The organism is Candidatus Chryseobacterium colombiense (assembly GCA_029203185.1).
Lineage (GTDB): Bacteria > Bacteroidota > Bacteroidia > Flavobacteriales > Weeksellaceae > Chryseobacterium > Chryseobacterium colombiense.
Window position 1 is genome coordinate 3343833 of sequence record CP119310.1, and the last position, 18660, is coordinate 3362492.

An 18660-nucleotide genomic window follows, 5' to 3' on the forward strand; every position below is an offset into this window, starting at 1 on the left:
GTAATGAACTTAATTTGCAGCATATTTCTCACTTTGTTTGTGGTATTCAGGCCTCTGGTTCCACTGGTGGAGTATGCTGTAAATTATGATTATATTTCCAAGGTGTTGTGTATCAATAAGAGCAATCCGGAGCTTCATTGTAACGGAAAATGCTACCTGAGCAAAGAAATAGCTAAAACCAATGATACCGATTCATCACCATTAAATAAAACAAAAAATTCAGGACAGAAACTGCTGGATATTTACGTTCTTCCTGAAATCACTAAAATCGGCACATCAGAAAAGATTTTCTATTCAAATTCCAGTTTTCTTTATGAAACGGCGTACTCTTTTCTGTTTTTAAAGCACATTTTCAGACCTCCGGTTTTTTAGGATATCATTTTATCTTTTTGGGCAATTCCCTCTCCCTGGCTTTTGCAGCTACTCGGGTCGGGCTGTCCGCTCATATCTTTTTTAGATTCTTCCTTACGTCAGAATCCAAAAAAGGATAACCGCTTCCATCCCTATTGCGATGGGGTGTTTTAATCTATTTATCACTAAAAAATCAACAATGAAAATTTATAAATTTTTATCACTATTCTTTATTGTCTTCACTTTTTTCACTTTTACTTCTTGCCGGAATAACGATGAAGATTCATCAGCAGACTCAAAAGGGAACCTTCAGATCAAATTTGAAAACGGGTTTGATAATCTCGGAGACATTGTTTTAAACCAAACAACGCAGACTTCTTCGCAGGGACAGAAGCATCAGTTCTCCAACATAAAATATGTGATCAGCAACATCAGCCTCATTGATGAAAACGGAAATGAATTTAAATACAACGAAAATAACCCTGACAAAGGCGCTTTTATTATCGATCAGGCCGATGCGGTCGCAGGAATTGTGTATGTTAATCTGAATGAAGTCCCGAAGAACAATTATAAAAAAGTAAAATTCGGATTGGGAATCAGTCAGAATGCCTATCTGTTGGGACAGGACGGACAAGCGGAATTCTGGAATAAAGCCAAACAAAAAGGAATGTCGTGGTCGTGGGCAGCAGGTTATGTTTTCGTAAAACTGGAAGGTAAATACGGAATAGGTTCTCCGAATACAGAATTCATGAACCATACCGGAAATATGGGAAATGTAACAGCAAACGGAACTCCCGATCTTTACCGGGAAATCACTTTGAATCTTCCGACAACAGCAAGAGTGACTAGTCAGATTACGCCCTCTATTCATATTTTGGCAGATTTTAATCAATACCTGAGCGGTGAAACACCTTTGCTTTTAAGCTCTGCCAATGATATGATGATGGGCTCAAGCCAGCATTTGGTAAACGTAACGAATAACCTGACCAGAATGTTTAAAGTAGACCACGTTCACAATGATTAAAATATTTCATACCGGTCTGTTGTTCTTATTCTTTCTAAATCTTGTCTCCTGTTCTGATGAAGTGATGGAACCTTTGGGAAAAGATGAGGTTTATGGTCTTTCACTCCCGTCGTACTTTCCGGAAATGACTTTTGATACCTCAGGAAACCCGGTGACAAAAAATGGAGTGGAGTTGGGAAGAAAATTATTTTATGAAGGACGACTTTCGCGGAATAATACGATTTCATGCGGTTTCTGTCATATTCAGGAAAATGCGTTTACCCATCACGGTCATACAGTAAGCCACGGAATAGACGACAGGATAGGAATCCGAAATGCACCACCCATTCAGAATATGGCTTTTTTAAAAAGATATATGTGGGATGGCGTGATCCATAACCTCAATGAACAGCCTATCATCCCAATTACCAATGAAGATGAAATGGATAGCTCGATGCCGGAAGTTGTTTCTAAATTAAGCTCAGATAGTAAGTATAAGAAACTGTTCAGAGCGGCCTACGGAGATGAAAATATTACTGGAGAAAGAGTGCTCAAAGCTTTATCTCAATTTATGGCAACCATGATTTCTGCGGATTCTAAATATGACAGGGTAAAACAGGGAAAAGTAAGTTTCTCTTCAGACGAAGCACAGGGCATGGAATTGTTTAAGCAGAACTGTGCTTCCTGTCATAGCGGAGAATTATTTACCGATGAAAGTTTCAGGAATACAGGAATGTACTACAATACCCAGTTTAAAGATGCAGGACGTTATCGGGTGACACTGGATCAAAACGACTGGATGAAATTCCGGGTGCCAAGTTTACGGAATGTGGAATATACAGCACCTTATATGCATGACGGAAGATTTTACACGTTAGAAGCAGTGCTTAATTTCTATTCGGATAATGTGGAAGATAATGCTAATCTTGATTCGCAACTGAAACAAAACGGGCATCTCGGAATTGCCATGACCAGTCAGGAAAAACAATTGATAATTGTTTTTCTGAAAACACTCTCCGATAAGAATTTTATCACGAATCCAAAATTTGCAGAATAAAATGAAGAAGATATTTTTAATGATAGTTCTGGTATTTTTGGATAGATTTCAGGCTAAAACAATTAACGACAGTCTTTATATATCCAGTCATTTTAATCCGATTGTTTTTGATGACTGTGATGCATGCGGATGTGCTGCAGGAAACGGATCTTCCGGTTTTGAATCCTTACTGAATCCTCAGTTCGTCGGGATTAAATATTTTGCCCAGCATTATAAAGCAAAGGAAAATTTGTTTGTTAAAGACTTAACGCAGGATGAATATTTTAATACGATTCAGATCTGGGGTAAAATTCCTTTGACGAAAAAACTAAGTGTATATGCAAGTTTGCCGTTTCATTTCCATGAAAAGAAAACTTTGCAGGGAGATATCAATATCAGCGGAATCGGAGATCTGAATCTGATGGGAATTTATCAGTTTCTGAATTCAAAAGGGAATATCCATCAGCTGAGTGGAGGTATTGGACTGAAACTTCCGTTAGGAAAATTTGATGAAAAGGGAATTTCGGGTGTTAATCCAAGCTTTCAGTTAGGGACAGGAAGCTGGGATTATCAGATGGCTGTCAATTATAAGTTTCAGAAAAATAAGATTGCTGTTCTGCTGAATACGGATTATACTATTAAAACTGAAAATAAGAAACATTACCATTTTGGAAACCAGTGGAATTATGCAGCAACAGGCTTTTATCGACTTTCAGAAAATGATACCACCATTTTTTCGGGAAAGGCAGGTTTTCAGGGAGAAGTTTATGACAGAAACAGACAGTTTGATGAAGTTTTACCTAATACAGCTGGAAGTGCTTTGTATGGTAAAATTGGTTTTGAAGTTTCTTATAAAAGATTCAGTCTGGGAAGTGAGGTCATGCTTCCTGTATATTCCCGTTTAGCAGGAGGTGATATTGAAGCGAAATCCCGTTTCAGTATTTTCCTGAATTTCGGGATTTAGCTTAATTCTTTTCAACGCAAAGATTTTATTTAAAAACCATTTATTGAAGGAAGCAAAGATGAATAACGTTGCTGTTTGATGAAGCTTTGTTTATCATGCTCGCTTCATCGAATCCATTTAATGGATTCAATCTTTGCTCTCTCAAAATATTAAAGAAAGAACCAAAGTTTTTACGTTAGAATTAAATACGTCAAATAATATTGTGTAAGTGAAAATCATTTATTTTAAACGCAAAGATTTTATTTAAAAACCATTGATTAAAGGGAGCAAAGATGAACAGCGTTGCTGTTTGATGAAGCTTTGTTTATCATGCTCGCTTCATCAAATCCATTTAATGGATTCAATCTTTGCTCCTACAAATATTAACAAAAGAAATAAAGACCTTTGCGTTAAAAAGAATTAAATCCATTAAGAATAATATTATTTAATTGAAATCATATCCTTTTTGTTGACTTGCACCGAGAAAGGTGGAGGTTTTTATTTTTTAAGATTAGGAAGAAATGCAGTAATGATTCCCATCAATGGTAAAAATGCACAGATTTTAAAAACATATTCAATACTAGTATCGTCTGCTACTGCTCCTAATACGGCCGAACCGATTCCGCCCATTCCAAACATAAATCCAAAGAAGAGTCCTGCTACCAATCCTATTTTATTAGGCAAAAGATCAGTTGCAAACACCAGGATGGCAGAAAATGCAGAAGCAATAATTAATCCGATGATAACGGCAAATGTGATGGTCCAGAATAATGAAAGATAAGGCAGACAAAGCGTAAACGGAGCTGCTCCTAATATCGAAATCCATATGATTTTCTTTCTTCCGTATTTATCACCTAATTTTCCACCTAAAATAGTTCCTACCGCAACTGCTGCAAGAAACATAAATAAGTACAACTGAGAATCTTTCACAGAAATATGGAATTTGTCAATCAGGAAGAACGTAAAGTAATTCGTCATCGAAGCCAGGTAAATATATTTCGAAAACACCAACGCGAGTAAGACTGTAATTGAAAAAATAACTTTTTTACGGGAAAGATTGATATGGATAATATCACTCGGATGTTTTGAAGATTTTTTTGAACTTAATCTTTCGGCATACCAGTTTCCGATTCTCCACAAAACGATGATCCCGATAAATGCAGCAATAGCAAAAAGCCCGACATATCCCTGACCTAATGGAAGAATAATTAATGCAACCAATAAAGGTCCGATAGCACTTCCTGAATTTCCCCCAACCTGAAAAATGGATTGTGCTAAACCTTTCTGGCCTCCGGAAGCTAATTGAGCGACTCTAGATGCTTCAGGATGAAAAACGGATGAGCCCATTCCAATGAGCCCGACTGCTATTAATATGACATAATACTGATGAGCTGCTGCCAGCAATAATAAACCAGCCATAGACAATCCCATTCCTATAGCGAGAGATCTAGGATTAGGCTTTTTATCGGTATAAATTCCTATGAACGGCTGTAAAATAGAAGCCGTAAGTTGAAATACCAGAGTGATAATTCCAATCTGGGCAAAAGAGAGATTAAATTCACCTTTCAAGATGGGATAAAGGGAAGGAATTGTAGACTGGATCAGGTCATTCAGAAAATGAGAGAAACTGATCATAAATAAAATTGGGTAGACAATTTTGGTGGTGTCAATGCTTTTTGTTGTAATATTTTCCATAATAATTTTTGATTCGTCAGGTCATCTGATGAATTTTGTTAAAGCTTTAATTTTTAATACACCTGATCAACAATTTGTTGAGCAATAATGGCTGCTTCCTCTGCATTTTTATTTTCTATAGCTAAATAAAGACGCTCATGAATGGCCTGGGAAATAATAAAAGAGGTGGTGTCATTATGTCTGATTTCAAAAGATCTCAAAATATGTGAGCTTGCGATTTTATAGATTTCCCTTAACAGACTATTGCCACAGGCTTCAGCAATGGCAACGTGGAAATTAATATCAGCCTGATAACATTCCAGCGCTTTTTTTTCTTCTGCTAAAATATTTCTTTGATCAAGATACCACTTAATTTTTTTCAATTGTTCTTCATTGCGATGTAATGCTGCTTTGGCTGCAATTTTAGAATCAAGTAAGGAGCGTACCTCCTGTACCTCTTCAATCTGTGCCTTGTCCATCTGCGATTCCAGAGATTCATGAATAATATTGGAAATAACAAAAGTTCCCACTCCCTGCTGTACATCCAGTACTCCTTTGATTGATAGTATTTTGATGGCTTCACGAATGCTTGATCTTCCAACACCGTAGATTTTCATCAGCTCAGGCTCCGTTGGCAATTTATCACCAACCGCAAATTCATTGCTGATAATTCCTTCAGTCAACCGGTCTGCTACCTCTTGTGCTAATGTCTTTCTTTGAATCTGCATATTTTACACATCATATCATCTGATGAATTACAAAGATATGTATTTAAATTTAATTCTGGAGAAAGCTTCTGTAAATTTTCGTGGAAGGTTAATGTAGAAAATAAATATTCCATTTTTCTAAAAATTCAGATTGTCTACAGATTTTCCACAAATATTTGTACAGACATAAAATTACTAATTCAAAATATTAATCAAAAATATAGAAGGTCAATAATTAATTTACTCTTTATGGTGGTTTTTTACATTCAAAAAATACTATTTGATACAATTTAATAATTCTTTAATTAAAATGGAAAGAACATTCTTACTGCTTACGCTATTATTTAGTTTAAGTATTTCCGCACAGTCAGCAAAGGATGATATTTTAGGACGGTGGATGTCAATAGACAAAAGAGTAGCTGTCAGCATTTATCATGAAGGAAGTTTGTTCAGGGCAAAAGTAATTTGGTTTGACGAAGCAGATGGAAGTGGGATGCCTATGAATTCTCGCGTTGATTTGAACAATCCCAATCCGAAATTAAGAAATGTTAAAATCATTGGAATGGATGTTTTGGAAGGGCTGAATTATAATTCTAAAAATCAACGTTGGGAAAATGGTAAAATTTACGATGCTTCTAGTGGCAGAACTTGGGATGCTTTTGTAGAAATCAATGAAAGCGGGCAACTTTGTGTACGGGGTTATTGGAAATGGAAATGTTTGGGTAAATCTCTTTATTTCATAAGGATGAAAGAAAAAGCATAGATGCTTGTCCTAATGTTTTGAGATTACATTTTTTAAGAATAATATAAACCCTACCTATGACTACTTTTTTTGAGAATCACATTTTTGCTGTTCAGATTTCTCTTTTTTTATGCATTTTGATTATATTTTGGCTCATAGAAAACTTTTATCAGCAGCAAAATTCAAGAAAAAAAATACTGCATACCCTTCTTAATGCACATTTCTTAATTCTGGTCATTCCTGTGCAGATTAGCTTGTCTGTCATTGCAATGTATACTGCTACCCAAACGGAAGTTAATACCTGGGGACTTTTGAAATTTCTTCCCATCAAGGAAAATTCTTTTCTATTCTATTTAATAGCGATGGTAGTACTTGATTTTTCAAATTTCTTCTACCATTATTTAATGCATAAAATTCCGTTTTGCTGGCGTTTTCATCAGATTCATCATAGTGATATGGAGGTGGATATCAGTACTACGTTCAGGGAACACCCGGGAGAAACTTTTCTTCGCGTCGGTTTCTTCATCGTGACGATATTTATATTTGGAATTTCACCCTGGATCATTATTATATTTCAGTTATTTGAAAGCAGCTCCAATATTATTTCTCATTCCAGTATGAAGCTGCCGGATCGTATTGATCGTATTGTATCGCTGGTTTTTGTAACACCAAACACGCACAGCATTCATCATCATTATAGATTACCACATACTGATACCAACTACGGAGATATTCTTTCCATTTGGGATCACCTTTTCAGAACAGCATCCAGAATGTGTCAAAAAGATATCGTTTATGGGATCAATACGCATATGAACCCCGTTTATAATGCTAATTTTAAGATGCTCATCAAGAGACCCTTTCGTAGAAAAAATAAAAAATCTAACGTTCCTGAAAATATAATTAATAATACCTTAATCTTTATTCTGCTTTTTTGCGGACATACTTTTCATGCCCAGGAAAAAAAGGGTTCCTCAGTAAAAGATACTACTGTAATTGAAACGGTTCGCTTATCCGGGAAATTACAGAAACGATTAAAGAAAGAGGAAAATCCTGCTTATAAACTACTACTGAAAGTCTGGGAAAATAAAGAAAATAATATAAAAATAAATAATCCTTTCTATGAATACGATGAGTTTAGCAGCACGGAGATCGGGTTAAATGGAATGACTAGAAACTTTACAAAAGATGTTTTTCATGAAAAAATAGATTCTGTAATGGCAGAAAATGTCCTTACAGGAACAGGAGATAGTTTTGATATTCCTGTGGAACTTTTACAAACTTTTCGTCATTATTATGTTTCGCCCCAGTTTAATCTTAAAAAAAGTAAGTTATTAGGAAAAAAAGATATTGGAGTTCCGCAGAATCTGAAGCTTTTTGAACGATTGGAAGCTGCTTTTAAAAATATCAATCCCTACGAAGAAAATATTGTTTTACTGAATAAAAATTTTGTTAGCCCTCTTTCCAAAGAGGGTTTCAGCACCTATGACTATGTGTTGAAAGACAGCATCAGGACCGACAATGAAACCATATACTCCCTGGATTATTTTCCTAAAGAAAGTAGAGAATTGGGGTTTAGAGGTCATTTCAAAATATCCTCCATTAATTATGCTCTGATTTCTATACAGATGAAAACACCGCTTAAGATGAATCTTAACTTTGTAAAAGATCTGGAGTTCAGCAAAACATATACTTTAAATGCTCAGAATAAATATGTTCCGGAAAGTAATAACTACAATGGGATTTTCACTGTTTTCAGTAAAAAAGATGAAAAAGGATTATACGTAATCAAGAAAGATTTTTTCAGCAATTATACTTTTGATGAACCGAGAAAGCTCTCTTTTTATAATGATGTTTCCGATGATCAGGTGGGTCTTTCTACAAAAGACGTTATTGCAGAAAATGCCGATGCCGAAACCAAAAGGATTGAAAAATTGGTAGAATTTACAAGCAATACAAAAAAAATAACAGGCATTACCAACGCACTGTATACTTTTTCGGAAGGGTATTTCAATGCATTTAAGGGAATTCAGCTGGGAAATATTTATAGTACAGTGGCTTCCAATGAGATTCAGGGATTTAATTTCCGGTTGGGTTTCAGAACGTATCAAAGTTTAAATGACCGGTTTAGAATTCTGGGATTTGCCACCTATGGTTTTAAAAATAATTCTGTCAGTTTCGGCCTGGAAAGCAGATATCTTTTGGCAAAAAAACAGCGTTTAATAGTTGATGCTGCTTATATTGATGACTATCAACAGGCTGGTTTGACGAATTTTGTAGGGGATCATATTTTACCCGATGCTCAAAACGAGTCCAAAGCAATTTTTAACCGTGGCAGAAATTATTATTTATCTAAAGTTGATAAAGTAAGTGCGAAAATCTCCATGGAACCATATAAAAATATTGAATTTGGAGTTGTAGGAAATTACAGCACAATAGAAAGTGCTGCACCGGATCTGTTTTCGTTGGCTTTCATTAATCCTGAAACTCACACATTGGAAACAAAAACGAATGATTTCAACACCACTTTTTTTATAAATTACACTCCGAAAAGAGAAGTTTTTGGAACCGGTGTAGACCGGAATTACGGAATCAGACTGCATCCTTCTCTGTTGGTTAATTTCATAACTGGTTTCAGTGATTTCGGAGAGTCGCAATTTAAATATCAGAAAATTAATATTTTATACAACCATCCTGTTTTTGTCGGGAAATTTGGTGTTTTAGATCCTACCATTATTGCAGGAAAAACTTTTAATCCGGTTCCGCTGTCTCTAGCAAGCGGCGTTTCCGCAAACCAGACTTATTTTTATGCTCCCAACACTTTTGCCCTGCTTAATTATTACCAATTTGTGGCAGACCAATTTGTGCAATTTAATCTGGATCATCATTTTAACGGATTTATCATCAATCATATCCCGATCCTGAACCGGACAAAATTCAGAAGTGTTCTTTTATTTCGTAGCTATATGGGGACTATTTCTCAAGGAACAATTGACCTGAATCGGTCTAATATAAAATACAATGTACCTAGAAAACCCTATATAGAATATGGTTTTGGAATTGAAAATATTGGCTTTGGCAATTTACGCCCGTTAAGGGTAGATTTTATTTGGAATAATATTTCTTCAAACAATAACCCTACGGTTTCTCCAAAATTTGGGATAAGATTTGGATTCAATACGACTTTCTAATCAGAATGCTTTATTGAATGTCAAATTCAGAATTTCTCCAAAATCAGTTTTTTAATTTGTAATGCGTATTAGTTTGCGTTTTGAGAGGATTTGTATAACAGGGTATTATTTTCTGGAAAACACACAGTTAAATAAAATTTTTAATCATTCAATCAAGTAGTTATGAAAATATTAATAGTAGAAGATGAGGTCGCTTTAAGCAAAAGTATAGTGAGTTACTTGAAATCTGAAAGTTACCTTTGTGAGGTTTCAAACAGCTTTAATGATGCTATCGAAAAGGCCGACTGCTATGATTATGACTGTGTTTTGCTTGATATTTCCTTACCCGATGGAAACGGACTCAATGTGCTGAAATTTTTAAAGGAAAATAATAAAACAGAAGGGATTATTATTATTTCGGCAAAGAATTCCATAGAAGATAAAATTGAAGGTCTGAAACTTGGTGCAGACGATTATCTTCCAAAGCCCTTCCATTTATCCGAACTCTGTGCAAGAATTGCGGCAGTTATCCGAAGAAGAAGATTTAATGGGGAGAATATTCTGATACTCCAGGATATTACGATTGATATTGTGGCAAAAACAGTGAGTGTCAACAATCAATCTGTAGATTTAACAAGAACTGAATACGACTTATTGCTCTATTTTGCGGTCAATAAAAACCGGGTACTTTCCAAAGCAGCAATTGCAGAGCATTTATCAGACGAAAATATTTATCTCTATGATAATTATGATTTTATTTATGCTCATATTAAAAATTTGAAGAAAAAACTGATCAAGGCGGGGAGTGATGATTATTTAAAATCCGTTTACGGAATGGGGTATAAATTTGAAGTTTAAAATGAAGCTAATTCACTACATATCTAAAAGATACATCATATATTCGGCAATTATTTCCATAATTTCCATTCCATTATTTTATGTTTCTTTACAGCATTTGTTGCTGGCAGATCTGGATGAAGAAATGAAGCAGCAAAAAGACTGGATTCAGACCCAATTAAAAACCGTTTCTCCAACGGCTCTTATCTCTTTTGAAAATAATATTACTGTTACTCCATCAAAAACAGTCAAAACATCGGATGTTTTATTCAATGAACCCTTATTTGTTGAAGCCGATAATGAGACGGTGATGCATCGGGTTTTGCTTTCAAATGTAACAGTTAATGGAAAAAATTATACCATCAGAATCAGGAAATCGATGATTGAAGACGAAGACCTTTTACAAAATATTTTGTTACTGCAGTTTGCGTTTATTTTCATATTAATTGTCGGATTGGGATTAATCAATCTTTCCATTTCTAAAAAACTATGGTTGCCTTTCAATGATATTGTCAGAAAAATGCAAGGATATCGTGTAGATAATTCCGATGAGCTGAATTTTATGCCGACTAAAATTTTTGAGTTTAAAGATCTGGAAAACTCAATTTGTGAATTGGTCAATCGGAATAACAAATTATATAAAGCTCAAAAAGAATTTACAGAAAATGCTTCTCACGAATTGCAGACTCCTATTGCCGTTTTTTCCAGCAAATTGGAATTGCTGATGCAGACCCATCCAATTACCGAAGAACAGCTAGAGCTGATTAGTGATATTTTTTCTGTAGGAGAAAAAATGCAGAGAATTAACAGGACCTTGTTGCTGCTGGCTAAAATCGAAAACAATCAATTTCCGAATATTGAGAAAATTAAGGTGAAAAATGTTTTTAATCACATTATAGAACAATATCAGGATGTTTTACAGATAAAAAATATTCTGTTGGAAGTGAAGTCAAAAGATGGGACGGAGATCATTGCCAATCCAATTCTGATTGATATTCTGTTCGGAAACTTAATTTCAAATGCATTGCGATATACAAATGATAACAACCATATTAAGATAAAAATTTCAGATCAGTCTGTGGTGGTCATCAATGATGCGCAGAAAGAAACGGGGAAACTGAATGAATCTGATTTGTTTCAACGATTTAAAAAACAATCCAATGACAGTAGAAGTCTTGGTTTAGGATTGGAGATTTGTAAAAAAATATGTAATCTGTATCAATATAAAATTTTTTACGATTTTATAGATAATCAGCATTCTTTTACCATCTCTTTTAAATAAATTTTTCATTCAGTTACAAAATTCAATATCCCTACAGAATTGAGTTTCAATTTTAAGACGTTTACTAAAAAAATAATTACTTCAATGAATAGAATATTTACCCTCGTTGTATTAATAGTCACTATTAATTTTTCAAAAGCACAGATCAGGATTTTATTTGATGCGACAAAAGCAGAAATGGCTGGTAATGCAGATTGGGTTATAGATACAGATGTATATAATCTTAAAGCAAATTCTAACGGGACTGTTACTACAGGGGGAACTCAAAGTAATCCACAACAGATCCCTACACCAGCACAGAGTGGTATTACAGGTTCTACATCAGAGACGTATTGGAGTGGTGCATTAAGTGCTTGGGCAGTCGATTTGGTAAAGTTGGGTTATAGTGTAGAAACCTTACCTTATAATGGAAAAATTACTTACGGAGATCCGACTAATCCCCAAGACTTATCTCTTTACAAAGTTTTTATTATTGATGAGCCTAACTTAAAATTTACGACGGCAGAAGCTAATGCATTGGTGAATTTTGTAAATTCCGGTGGCGGGTTGTTTATGATTAGTGACCATACCATGAGTGATAGAAATAATGATGGATGGGATTCACCTGCCATATGGAATGATATTTTACAAAATAATACCGTACAGGTTAATCCTTTTGGGATTAGTTTTGATCTGGTAAACTTTTCTCAGACGACTACTAATTTTGCGGCATTGCCTGCTAATACAATCTTGCACGGAACAGCAGGAAACCCCATACAAATGCAATATTCGAACGGAACTTCTATGACATTGAATAAAAGTAGTAATCCGTCGGTTCAGGGGTTGGTTTTTAAAACAGGTGCTTCTACAACAGGAGTTACGGATGTAATGGTGGCAACAGCAACTTATGGTACAGGAAAAGTCGTTGCTCTAGGCGATAGTTCAGTTCCTGATGACGGAACCGGAGACCCGGGCGACAGTTTATATAATGGATATACTGGTGATGCTAATGGAAATCATAAACCATTGCTTTTAAATGCTGTCATTTGGCTTGCCGGTGCGTCCAATCTACAAACCTCCGATTTGTATGTAGACAAGTCGATGGAAGTTTATCCCAATCCAACTTCAGACTATATTTATATTAAAGATTTACAAACTAATTTTTCAGAATATCAATACACAATCTTTGATATTTCCGGGAAGAATTTGGAAACTGGTATTCTTACTTCAAATAAAATAGATTTGCAGAAATATCCAAAAGGAACCTATATTATTTCTTTAAAGTCTAAGAAGGAGGATAGAGCATTTAAAGTTATCAGAAAGTAATATTCAAATTTATTGTAAATAGTTTTTTGAGGATAAAATTCAGCATCTCTACAGAATCGGTTGCCAACTTTGCAATATTAATTTAAAATATTAGATATGAAAAATTTATTATTAGCTGTTTCTTTAATTTGTGTAGGTTCATTAGCGTATTCTCAGGAGAAAAAACAAAACAAGGAGATAGAAGTTCCCAGCGCTGTTGAAAAAGCTTTTCAGAAAGCCTATCCTAATACAAAAGCAAAATGGGAAAAAGAAGCAGGAAATTATGAAGCTGGCTTTAAGTATAAAGGTCAGGAGATGAGTATTCTTTATAATGCTCAAGGAATGGTAGAGGAAAAAGAAGCTGAAATTAATATTAATCAACTTCCTGCAGGAGTTTCTACTTATATTACAAAAAATAAATTAGGCAAAATCAAAGAGGCTTCAAAAATTACTAAAGCTGACGGAACTGTAAATTATGAAGCCGAAATTGCAAGTGGTGATGCTTTATTTGATGCCAAAGGAAATTTCGTGAAGCTTCAGAAAGATTAAGTGTATTATTAATTTGGTGTTATTTTAAATGGGAACAGCTATATTTAGCTTGTTTCCATTTTTATTTAATTAACCCTGTAAGGTACTAGAGTTCTCAACTTTTTCTACAGATAAAATAATACCCCGAAAGTTTTTTGCCGAGCTATAAGATATCATCTATACAAAATTGAAAGTTATAGGATAAAGCTTAAAACCCCTGCTTTAATTGTAGTTATTATTTCTCCTAAAAAGAAATCTCAATACTCTTAGATTAATCTTAAGATTAAAAGGGAATGTGCTGAATTAACTTTTTATAAAGTTATCTATGTAAAGAATAATTTTCGAATTGAGCATGAAAAAACCTCTGATACTTATTAGAACCAGAGGTTAAACCTTGAAAGTTTTGTAGCCCGTAGGGGAATCGAACCCCTCTTACCAGAATGAAAATCTGAGGTCCTAACCGATAGACGAACGGGCCATCTATATTCTGCAAATGCAGGGTTAGATTTTTGTTTTTATAAGTTTCAACTCTTATTTAATCACTAGGTTAGAATAGTAATTAAGTTTTGTAGCCCGTAGGGGAATCGAACCCCTCTTACCAGAATGAAAATCTGAGGTCCTAACCGATAGACGAACGGGCCAACTATACTTATTAAGCTAGTTTATTAACGTGCTTAGTTAATTTGCTTTTCAAGTTAGCTGCTTTGTTTTTGTGGATAATATTCTTCTTAGCTAATTTATCCAACAAAGAGATAACTTTTGGCAATTGTTCTGCAGCAGCAGCTTTATCTTCTTCATTTCTCAATACTTTCAGTGCTGTTCTAGCAGTCTTGTGGTAGTATCTGTTACGAAGTTTTCTTGCCTCGTTCTGTCTAATTCTTTTTAATGCTGATTTATGATTTGCCATATCGTTCAAATGTGAGTGCAAAAGTATAAACTTTTTTTTTATCTACCAAATTTCTTTTTAAAAAATTTAAAATATTTTTTGGTTTTTTTAATTTATCCTCTTGCGAGTTAATATTATCTTTATTTGTAGCCTATAGGGGAATCGAACCCCTGTTGCAAGAATGAAAATCTTGAGTCCTAACCACTAGACGAATAGGCCAAATTTTGAGGTTGCAAAAGTATAAATAAACTTTTAAACTTCAAAATTATTTTTTTGAACTATTTGTAAACTTTCTGAATAACAGTGTTTTTAATTCCTTTCTTCTCAAGATCTTTTTGGAGATCAATGGCTCCTTCTAAAGAATCTTCCTTTCCATAGGTATAGTAGAACACACCATTGGTTTTGGTTCTGTCTACATCTTTAAGGGACTGAAGAATGAAAGAATTGCTACTTAGCTTGTCCGGACCTGCATATAATTCAATTGTATAATATCCTGAACTTAATTTTTGATTAGGCATAAATCCGACAGCGAATGCGTTTTTGAATCCGGCATCTTTTGCGGTTCTAAGGTTGATATCTCTGGTAGATGCCATATTGGTAACACTGTAATAATATTTGTAGACTCCTCCTTCTTTTATGGTAAGGATATAATTAAGTCCTTTTAAAGCAGGGTCACCGTCATTATATTTTACCGATGAAGTAATCAGAAGTATCCTGAAATCATTTTTCAATGCAACTTCGGCAGGTTTTTCAGGCTCAGGTTTTTTTACGATGACACCAGACGATGTTTTTCTGTCAATCGCTTTTTTGTAGTCTATGATTGCTTTGTAAATATTTTCTGCAGTTTCCTGTTGTCCTTTTTCAGAATATAAAAAAGCAGCATCATCATAATTGTTGACGAAGCCGGTTTCAATAAGTATAGAAGGCATGGCACTTCTTCTTAGGATGTGAAGGTTTTCCTGTTTTACTCCCCGTGAATATCTTCCTGTTTTAGCAAAATTGTCTTCTACAAAGGTTCCCAGGATAAGGCTGTTTTCAAGATATTTACTTTGCTGTAATTTTAAGGCGATCAGTGATTCCGGTGAAGAAGAATCGTAAGAGGAGAATGTTTCCTTATCTTTTTCATCAAGATAGATCACATTGTTTTCCTGTTTGGCCACTTCCAGGTTTTCTCTGTTTTGGGCAGGTCCCTGTACAAAAGTTTCTGTTCCTCTTGCGGTAGCTGTTTTACTAGGAGATGAGTTAACGTGTACAGAAATGAATAAATCTGCCTTACTTCTGTTGGCGATATTGGTTCTATCCGTTAAAGAAGGATATTCATCAATCTTACGGGTATAAATGACTTTGAAGTCTTTATTTTTCTCAAGCATGGCTCCCAACTTAAGAACAATACCGAGTGTAACGTCTTTTTCTTGTACAAGCCCTATATCAGAGTAATTTCTGTTGGCTCCTATATCTCCTCCGCCATGACCTGCGTCTAAGACTACGGTGAATTTTTTTTGAGCAAAGGAAAAGTTGAAAAGGAGTATCGCAAGAAATGATAAAATTATTTTAAAATTTTGTTTGTACATCTTACAGTTTTAAAAATTATATTAATTTTGGACCTTAATTATATAACATAAAATTGGCCAAAACCGTCTCCAAAAATATATTACAAATTTTAATTATCCTAATTTTTAACAATTTTTTAGCACAGAAAACGCCTGAAAAGTTGCCTAAAAGTGTGGTTAATGATACTATTATCCAAAAGGATACCATTGTTGTAAAAAAAGAGTCTTTAGATGATGTTCTGAGAACAAAAGCTGATGAAGAGAGATCAGATCCTCAGAATAAAATGACATATCTGTTGAGAAATGCTCAGGTAAAGTATCAGGATATGCAGATCGATGCAGATTATATTTCGATAGATCATAATAGAAGTTTGATTTACGCAAGAGGAAAACAGGATGCTTCCGGAAAGATTATAGAAAATGTAATCACCAATCAAGGAGGTAAAAAATATGAGACAACAGAATTTAGCTACAATACTAAAACGAAGCAGGCCATTGCTTATAATGCGCGTACTGAGGAAAGTGGAGGAGTGATCATTGCACAGAAGACAAAGAAGTACAGTGATACTGTATTCGCCATGAAGAACGGAGATTATACTACCGATGACTATTTTATTAAGAAAAAAGATACTTTGCCCGATTATAAAATGAGGGCTTCCAATATTAAATTAATTAAAACCAAAACAAATTCCCAGATTGTAACGGGGCCGATCAGAATGTATATTGAAGAAATTCCGACTCCACTCATCATGCCTTTTGCCATCCTTCCTTTTTCCTCTAAAAGAGCTGCCGGAATTTTAATTCCCAGTTTTGGAGAGCGACAGGATGTGGGGTTCTTTTTAAATGGTATCGGATATTATCAGCCTATCGGAGAGCATTTCGATCTCAAAGTTTTAGCGGATATTTATACAAAAGGGAGCTGGAATTTACGTCCCGAAATGCACTATTTAAAAAAATACAGGTATTCGGGAAGCTTTTCGGCGGACATAGGAAAGACGATCAGAGGGATAAAAGGATTGGATAATTATAGTGAAACAGGGACTTACAGAATTGCCTGGACGCATACTCAAGATACAAAAGCAAATCCGTTCTTAACATTTTCTGCTTCTGTCAATGCAACCAGCCAGACATTCTATAATAATACGGTAAACAATAATTATATCATGGATCAGAGTGTGTTGAGAACCCAGCAGAACTCTACATTAACGCTTACCAAGAGATTCCTTACTTTACCCATTACGATTACGGGAACAGCTTCTTATTCTCAGAACTTTGCTACAGGGCTTTCGGATTTAAGGCTTCCTCAAATGAACGTAGCTGTAAATCAGTTTTACTTATTTAAGTCAAAGACGGGAACGAGAAGCGGACTTCTTGAAAATGTTACCGTGAATACAAGTTTGAACCTTAATAATTATGTTCAGACAAATAGTGGAGAGTTGTTTAAAAAAGCGATGTGGGATAAATTGCAGACCGGAGTAAAGAATAATATTACTCTGGGTACGAATACCACATTTGCAAGATTTTTTACTTTCAGCTTAGGTGCTAATATTGATAATGCCTTAACCACTAAAACAGTAACGAAGTATTATGATCCTATAGAGAATGCAGTGGTCAATCAAATGAATAATAAAATTGCAGGATATTCTACTTTCTCTACCACTGCAAGTATTCAGACTACATTATACGGTCAGGCGAACTTTAAAAAAGGATCGACTATTGAAGCGATAAGACACATGGTAACGCCAAGTATCGGATTTACTTATTCTCCTGATTTCGGAGATGCAAAATTCGGGTATTATAAAAATTATTATACGGCGAATGGTGCTCTTACTCCATATTCTATTTTTGAAAATAACGGGATTATAGGATCTCCGACAACCGGAATGGTAGGAGCGCTTACTTTTAGTATCGGAAACAATCTTGAAATGAAGGTGAAATCAAAAAGTGATTCCACCGGAGTGAAAAAGGTTAAAATCTTCGAATCATTAAGTCTTAACGGGAATTATAACTTTGCAGCGAAAGATCACCCTTGGTCTATAATGACGATCAACGGACAATCATCTTTTTTTAATAACAAGCTTACAGTAAATACGAGTTTATCATTAGACCCTTATAGAATTGCATTTGCTCCGGGAGAAGAAACGGGGGTAAGAACTGAAGAATTCGGACATTTTAGTGTTCAGGGATTCGGTGTACAGATGTCTTATCCTTTAAGCAGTGAAATTTTTGGTGAAAAAGTAGACTATCCTAAAAAATATCCAACCAAAGGGGAAATCCGAAATGAGGTCTATTATTTTGATGATGATAATTACGCTCATTTTGATCAGGCCTGGACATTGAATGTAAGTACTAACTATCAATATTCAAAAGGATTGTCTAGAACTCCGACTAAAATGGCATCTTTGGGACTGGATGGTAGTATTAAATTAACACCATATTGGAACATTACCGGAAGTACACATTACGATTTGGTAACTAAAGATTTGGCTTTGACACGTATTGGCTTTTCAAGGGATCAGAGAAGTTTTACTATCAATTTTAACTGGGTTCCTTTTGGACGCTATAAGGTATATGACTTCTTTATCGGGATAAAAGCCAACATTTTAAGTGATGCATTGAAGTATAAAGACAGAAGCTTTACGCAGCCTAATGCACCTTTCTAACATA

At 34.8% G+C, this 18660-nt stretch carries 15 protein-coding genes and 3 tRNA genes; 11 read left to right on the top strand and 7 right to left on the bottom strand.

Annotated features, from left to right (window positions below; all coding sequences use genetic code 11):
• Positions 1-3 precede the first annotated feature (3 nt).
• From P0Y62_15075 to P0Y62_15090, 4 genes are all read left to right on the top strand, one after another.
• A complete protein-coding gene (locus P0Y62_15075) occupies positions 4-372 on the top strand; it encodes a hypothetical protein (GenBank protein ID WEK69161.1) in 369 nt (122 codons plus the stop codon).
• 178 nt (positions 373-550) lie between these two features.
• Positions 551-1375 carry a hypothetical protein gene (locus tag P0Y62_15080; protein WEK69162.1) on the top strand — a complete coding sequence of 275 codons (825 nt, stop codon included), beginning with the start codon at positions 551-553 and terminating at the stop codon, positions 1373-1375.
• Positions 1368-2411 (top strand): cytochrome c peroxidase, encoded by a 1044-nt coding sequence (locus P0Y62_15085; protein ID WEK69163.1) that lies wholly within the window; start codon positions 1368-1370, stop codon positions 2409-2411. The genes P0Y62_15080 and P0Y62_15085 overlap by 8 nt, the downstream gene beginning before the upstream one ends.
• 1 nt (position 2412) lies before the next feature.
• Positions 2413-3354 carry a transporter gene (locus P0Y62_15090; protein ID WEK69164.1) on the top strand — a complete coding sequence of 314 codons (942 nt, stop codon included), beginning with the start codon at positions 2413-2415 and terminating at the stop codon, positions 3352-3354.
• 477 nt (positions 3355-3831) lie between these two features.
• Here the strand turns inward: P0Y62_15090 and P0Y62_15095 are convergent, their stop codons facing one another.
• Both P0Y62_15095 and P0Y62_15100 read right to left on the bottom strand, forming a co-directional pair.
• The gene (locus P0Y62_15095; protein WEK69165.1) at positions 3832-5028 is read right to left on the bottom strand and encodes an MFS transporter; all 1197 of its coding nucleotides are present in this window, start codon (positions 5026-5028) and stop codon (positions 3832-3834) included.
• A 53-nt stretch (positions 5029-5081) separates the two neighbouring features.
• On the bottom strand, positions 5082-5735 hold the full coding sequence (locus tag P0Y62_15100; GenBank protein WEK69166.1) for a FadR/GntR family transcriptional regulator: 654 nt from the start codon (positions 5733-5735) through the stop codon (positions 5082-5084).
• A gap of 289 nt (positions 5736-6024) precedes the next feature.
• Here P0Y62_15100 and P0Y62_15105 point away from each other — a divergent pair, with 289 nt between their 5' ends.
• The 6 genes from P0Y62_15105 to P0Y62_15130 all read left to right on the top strand — a co-directional run bounded on the left by P0Y62_15105 (position 6025) and on the right by P0Y62_15130 (position 13578).
• On the top strand, positions 6025-6477 hold the full coding sequence (locus P0Y62_15105; protein ID WEK69167.1) for a DUF2147 domain-containing protein: 453 nt from the start codon (positions 6025-6027) through the stop codon (positions 6475-6477).
• Positions 6478-6533: 56 nt separating this feature from the next.
• Positions 6534-9647, top strand: coding sequence for a DUF5686 family protein (locus P0Y62_15110; protein WEK69168.1), 3114 nt, complete (start codon positions 6534-6536; stop codon positions 9645-9647).
• Positions 9648-9809: 162 nt separating this feature from the next.
• Positions 9810-10484 carry a response regulator transcription factor gene (locus P0Y62_15115; GenBank protein ID WEK69169.1) on the top strand — a complete coding sequence of 225 codons (675 nt, stop codon included), beginning with the start codon at positions 9810-9812 and terminating at the stop codon, positions 10482-10484.
• A 1-nt stretch (position 10485) separates the two neighbouring features.
• Complete coding sequence (locus tag P0Y62_15120; protein WEK69170.1) at positions 10486-11745, top strand: HAMP domain-containing sensor histidine kinase; 1260 nt, start codon at positions 10486-10488, stop codon at positions 11743-11745.
• A gap of 84 nt (positions 11746-11829) precedes the next feature.
• Positions 11830-13050: a T9SS type A sorting domain-containing protein gene (locus tag P0Y62_15125; protein WEK69171.1), complete on the top strand. Its 1221-nt coding sequence runs from the start codon at positions 11830-11832 to the stop codon at positions 13048-13050.
• A 96-nt stretch (positions 13051-13146) separates the two neighbouring features.
• Positions 13147-13578, top strand: coding sequence for a hypothetical protein (locus P0Y62_15130; protein WEK69172.1), 432 nt, complete (start codon positions 13147-13149; stop codon positions 13576-13578).
• A 385-nt stretch (positions 13579-13963) separates the two neighbouring features.
• On the opposite strand, the gene P0Y62_15135 is transcribed toward P0Y62_15130, so the two are convergent.
• From P0Y62_15135 to P0Y62_15155, 5 genes are all read right to left on the bottom strand, one after another.
• A tRNA-Glu gene (locus P0Y62_15135) sits at positions 13964-14035 on the bottom strand.
• 91 nt (positions 14036-14126) lie between these two features.
• Positions 14127-14198 (bottom strand) — tRNA-Glu (locus P0Y62_15140).
• Positions 14199-14209: 11 nt separating this feature from the next.
• Entirely contained in the window at positions 14210-14464 is a 255-nt protein-coding gene (rpsT, locus tag P0Y62_15145) for a 30S ribosomal protein S20 (protein ID WEK69173.1), read from the bottom strand.
• Positions 14465-14590: 126 nt separating this feature from the next.
• Positions 14591-14662 (bottom strand) — tRNA-Glu (locus tag P0Y62_15150).
• A 59-nt stretch (positions 14663-14721) separates the two neighbouring features.
• Positions 14722-16014 carry an N-acetylmuramoyl-L-alanine amidase gene (locus tag P0Y62_15155; protein WEK69174.1) on the bottom strand — a complete coding sequence of 431 codons (1293 nt, stop codon included), beginning with the start codon at positions 16012-16014 and terminating at the stop codon, positions 14722-14724.
• A 53-nt stretch (positions 16015-16067) separates the two neighbouring features.
• Between P0Y62_15155 and P0Y62_15160 the strand changes: the two genes are divergently transcribed.
• Positions 16068-18656 carry a putative LPS assembly protein LptD gene (locus P0Y62_15160; GenBank protein WEK69175.1) on the top strand — a complete coding sequence of 863 codons (2589 nt, stop codon included), beginning with the start codon at positions 16068-16070 and terminating at the stop codon, positions 18654-18656.
• Positions 18657-18660: the final 4 nt, after the last annotated feature.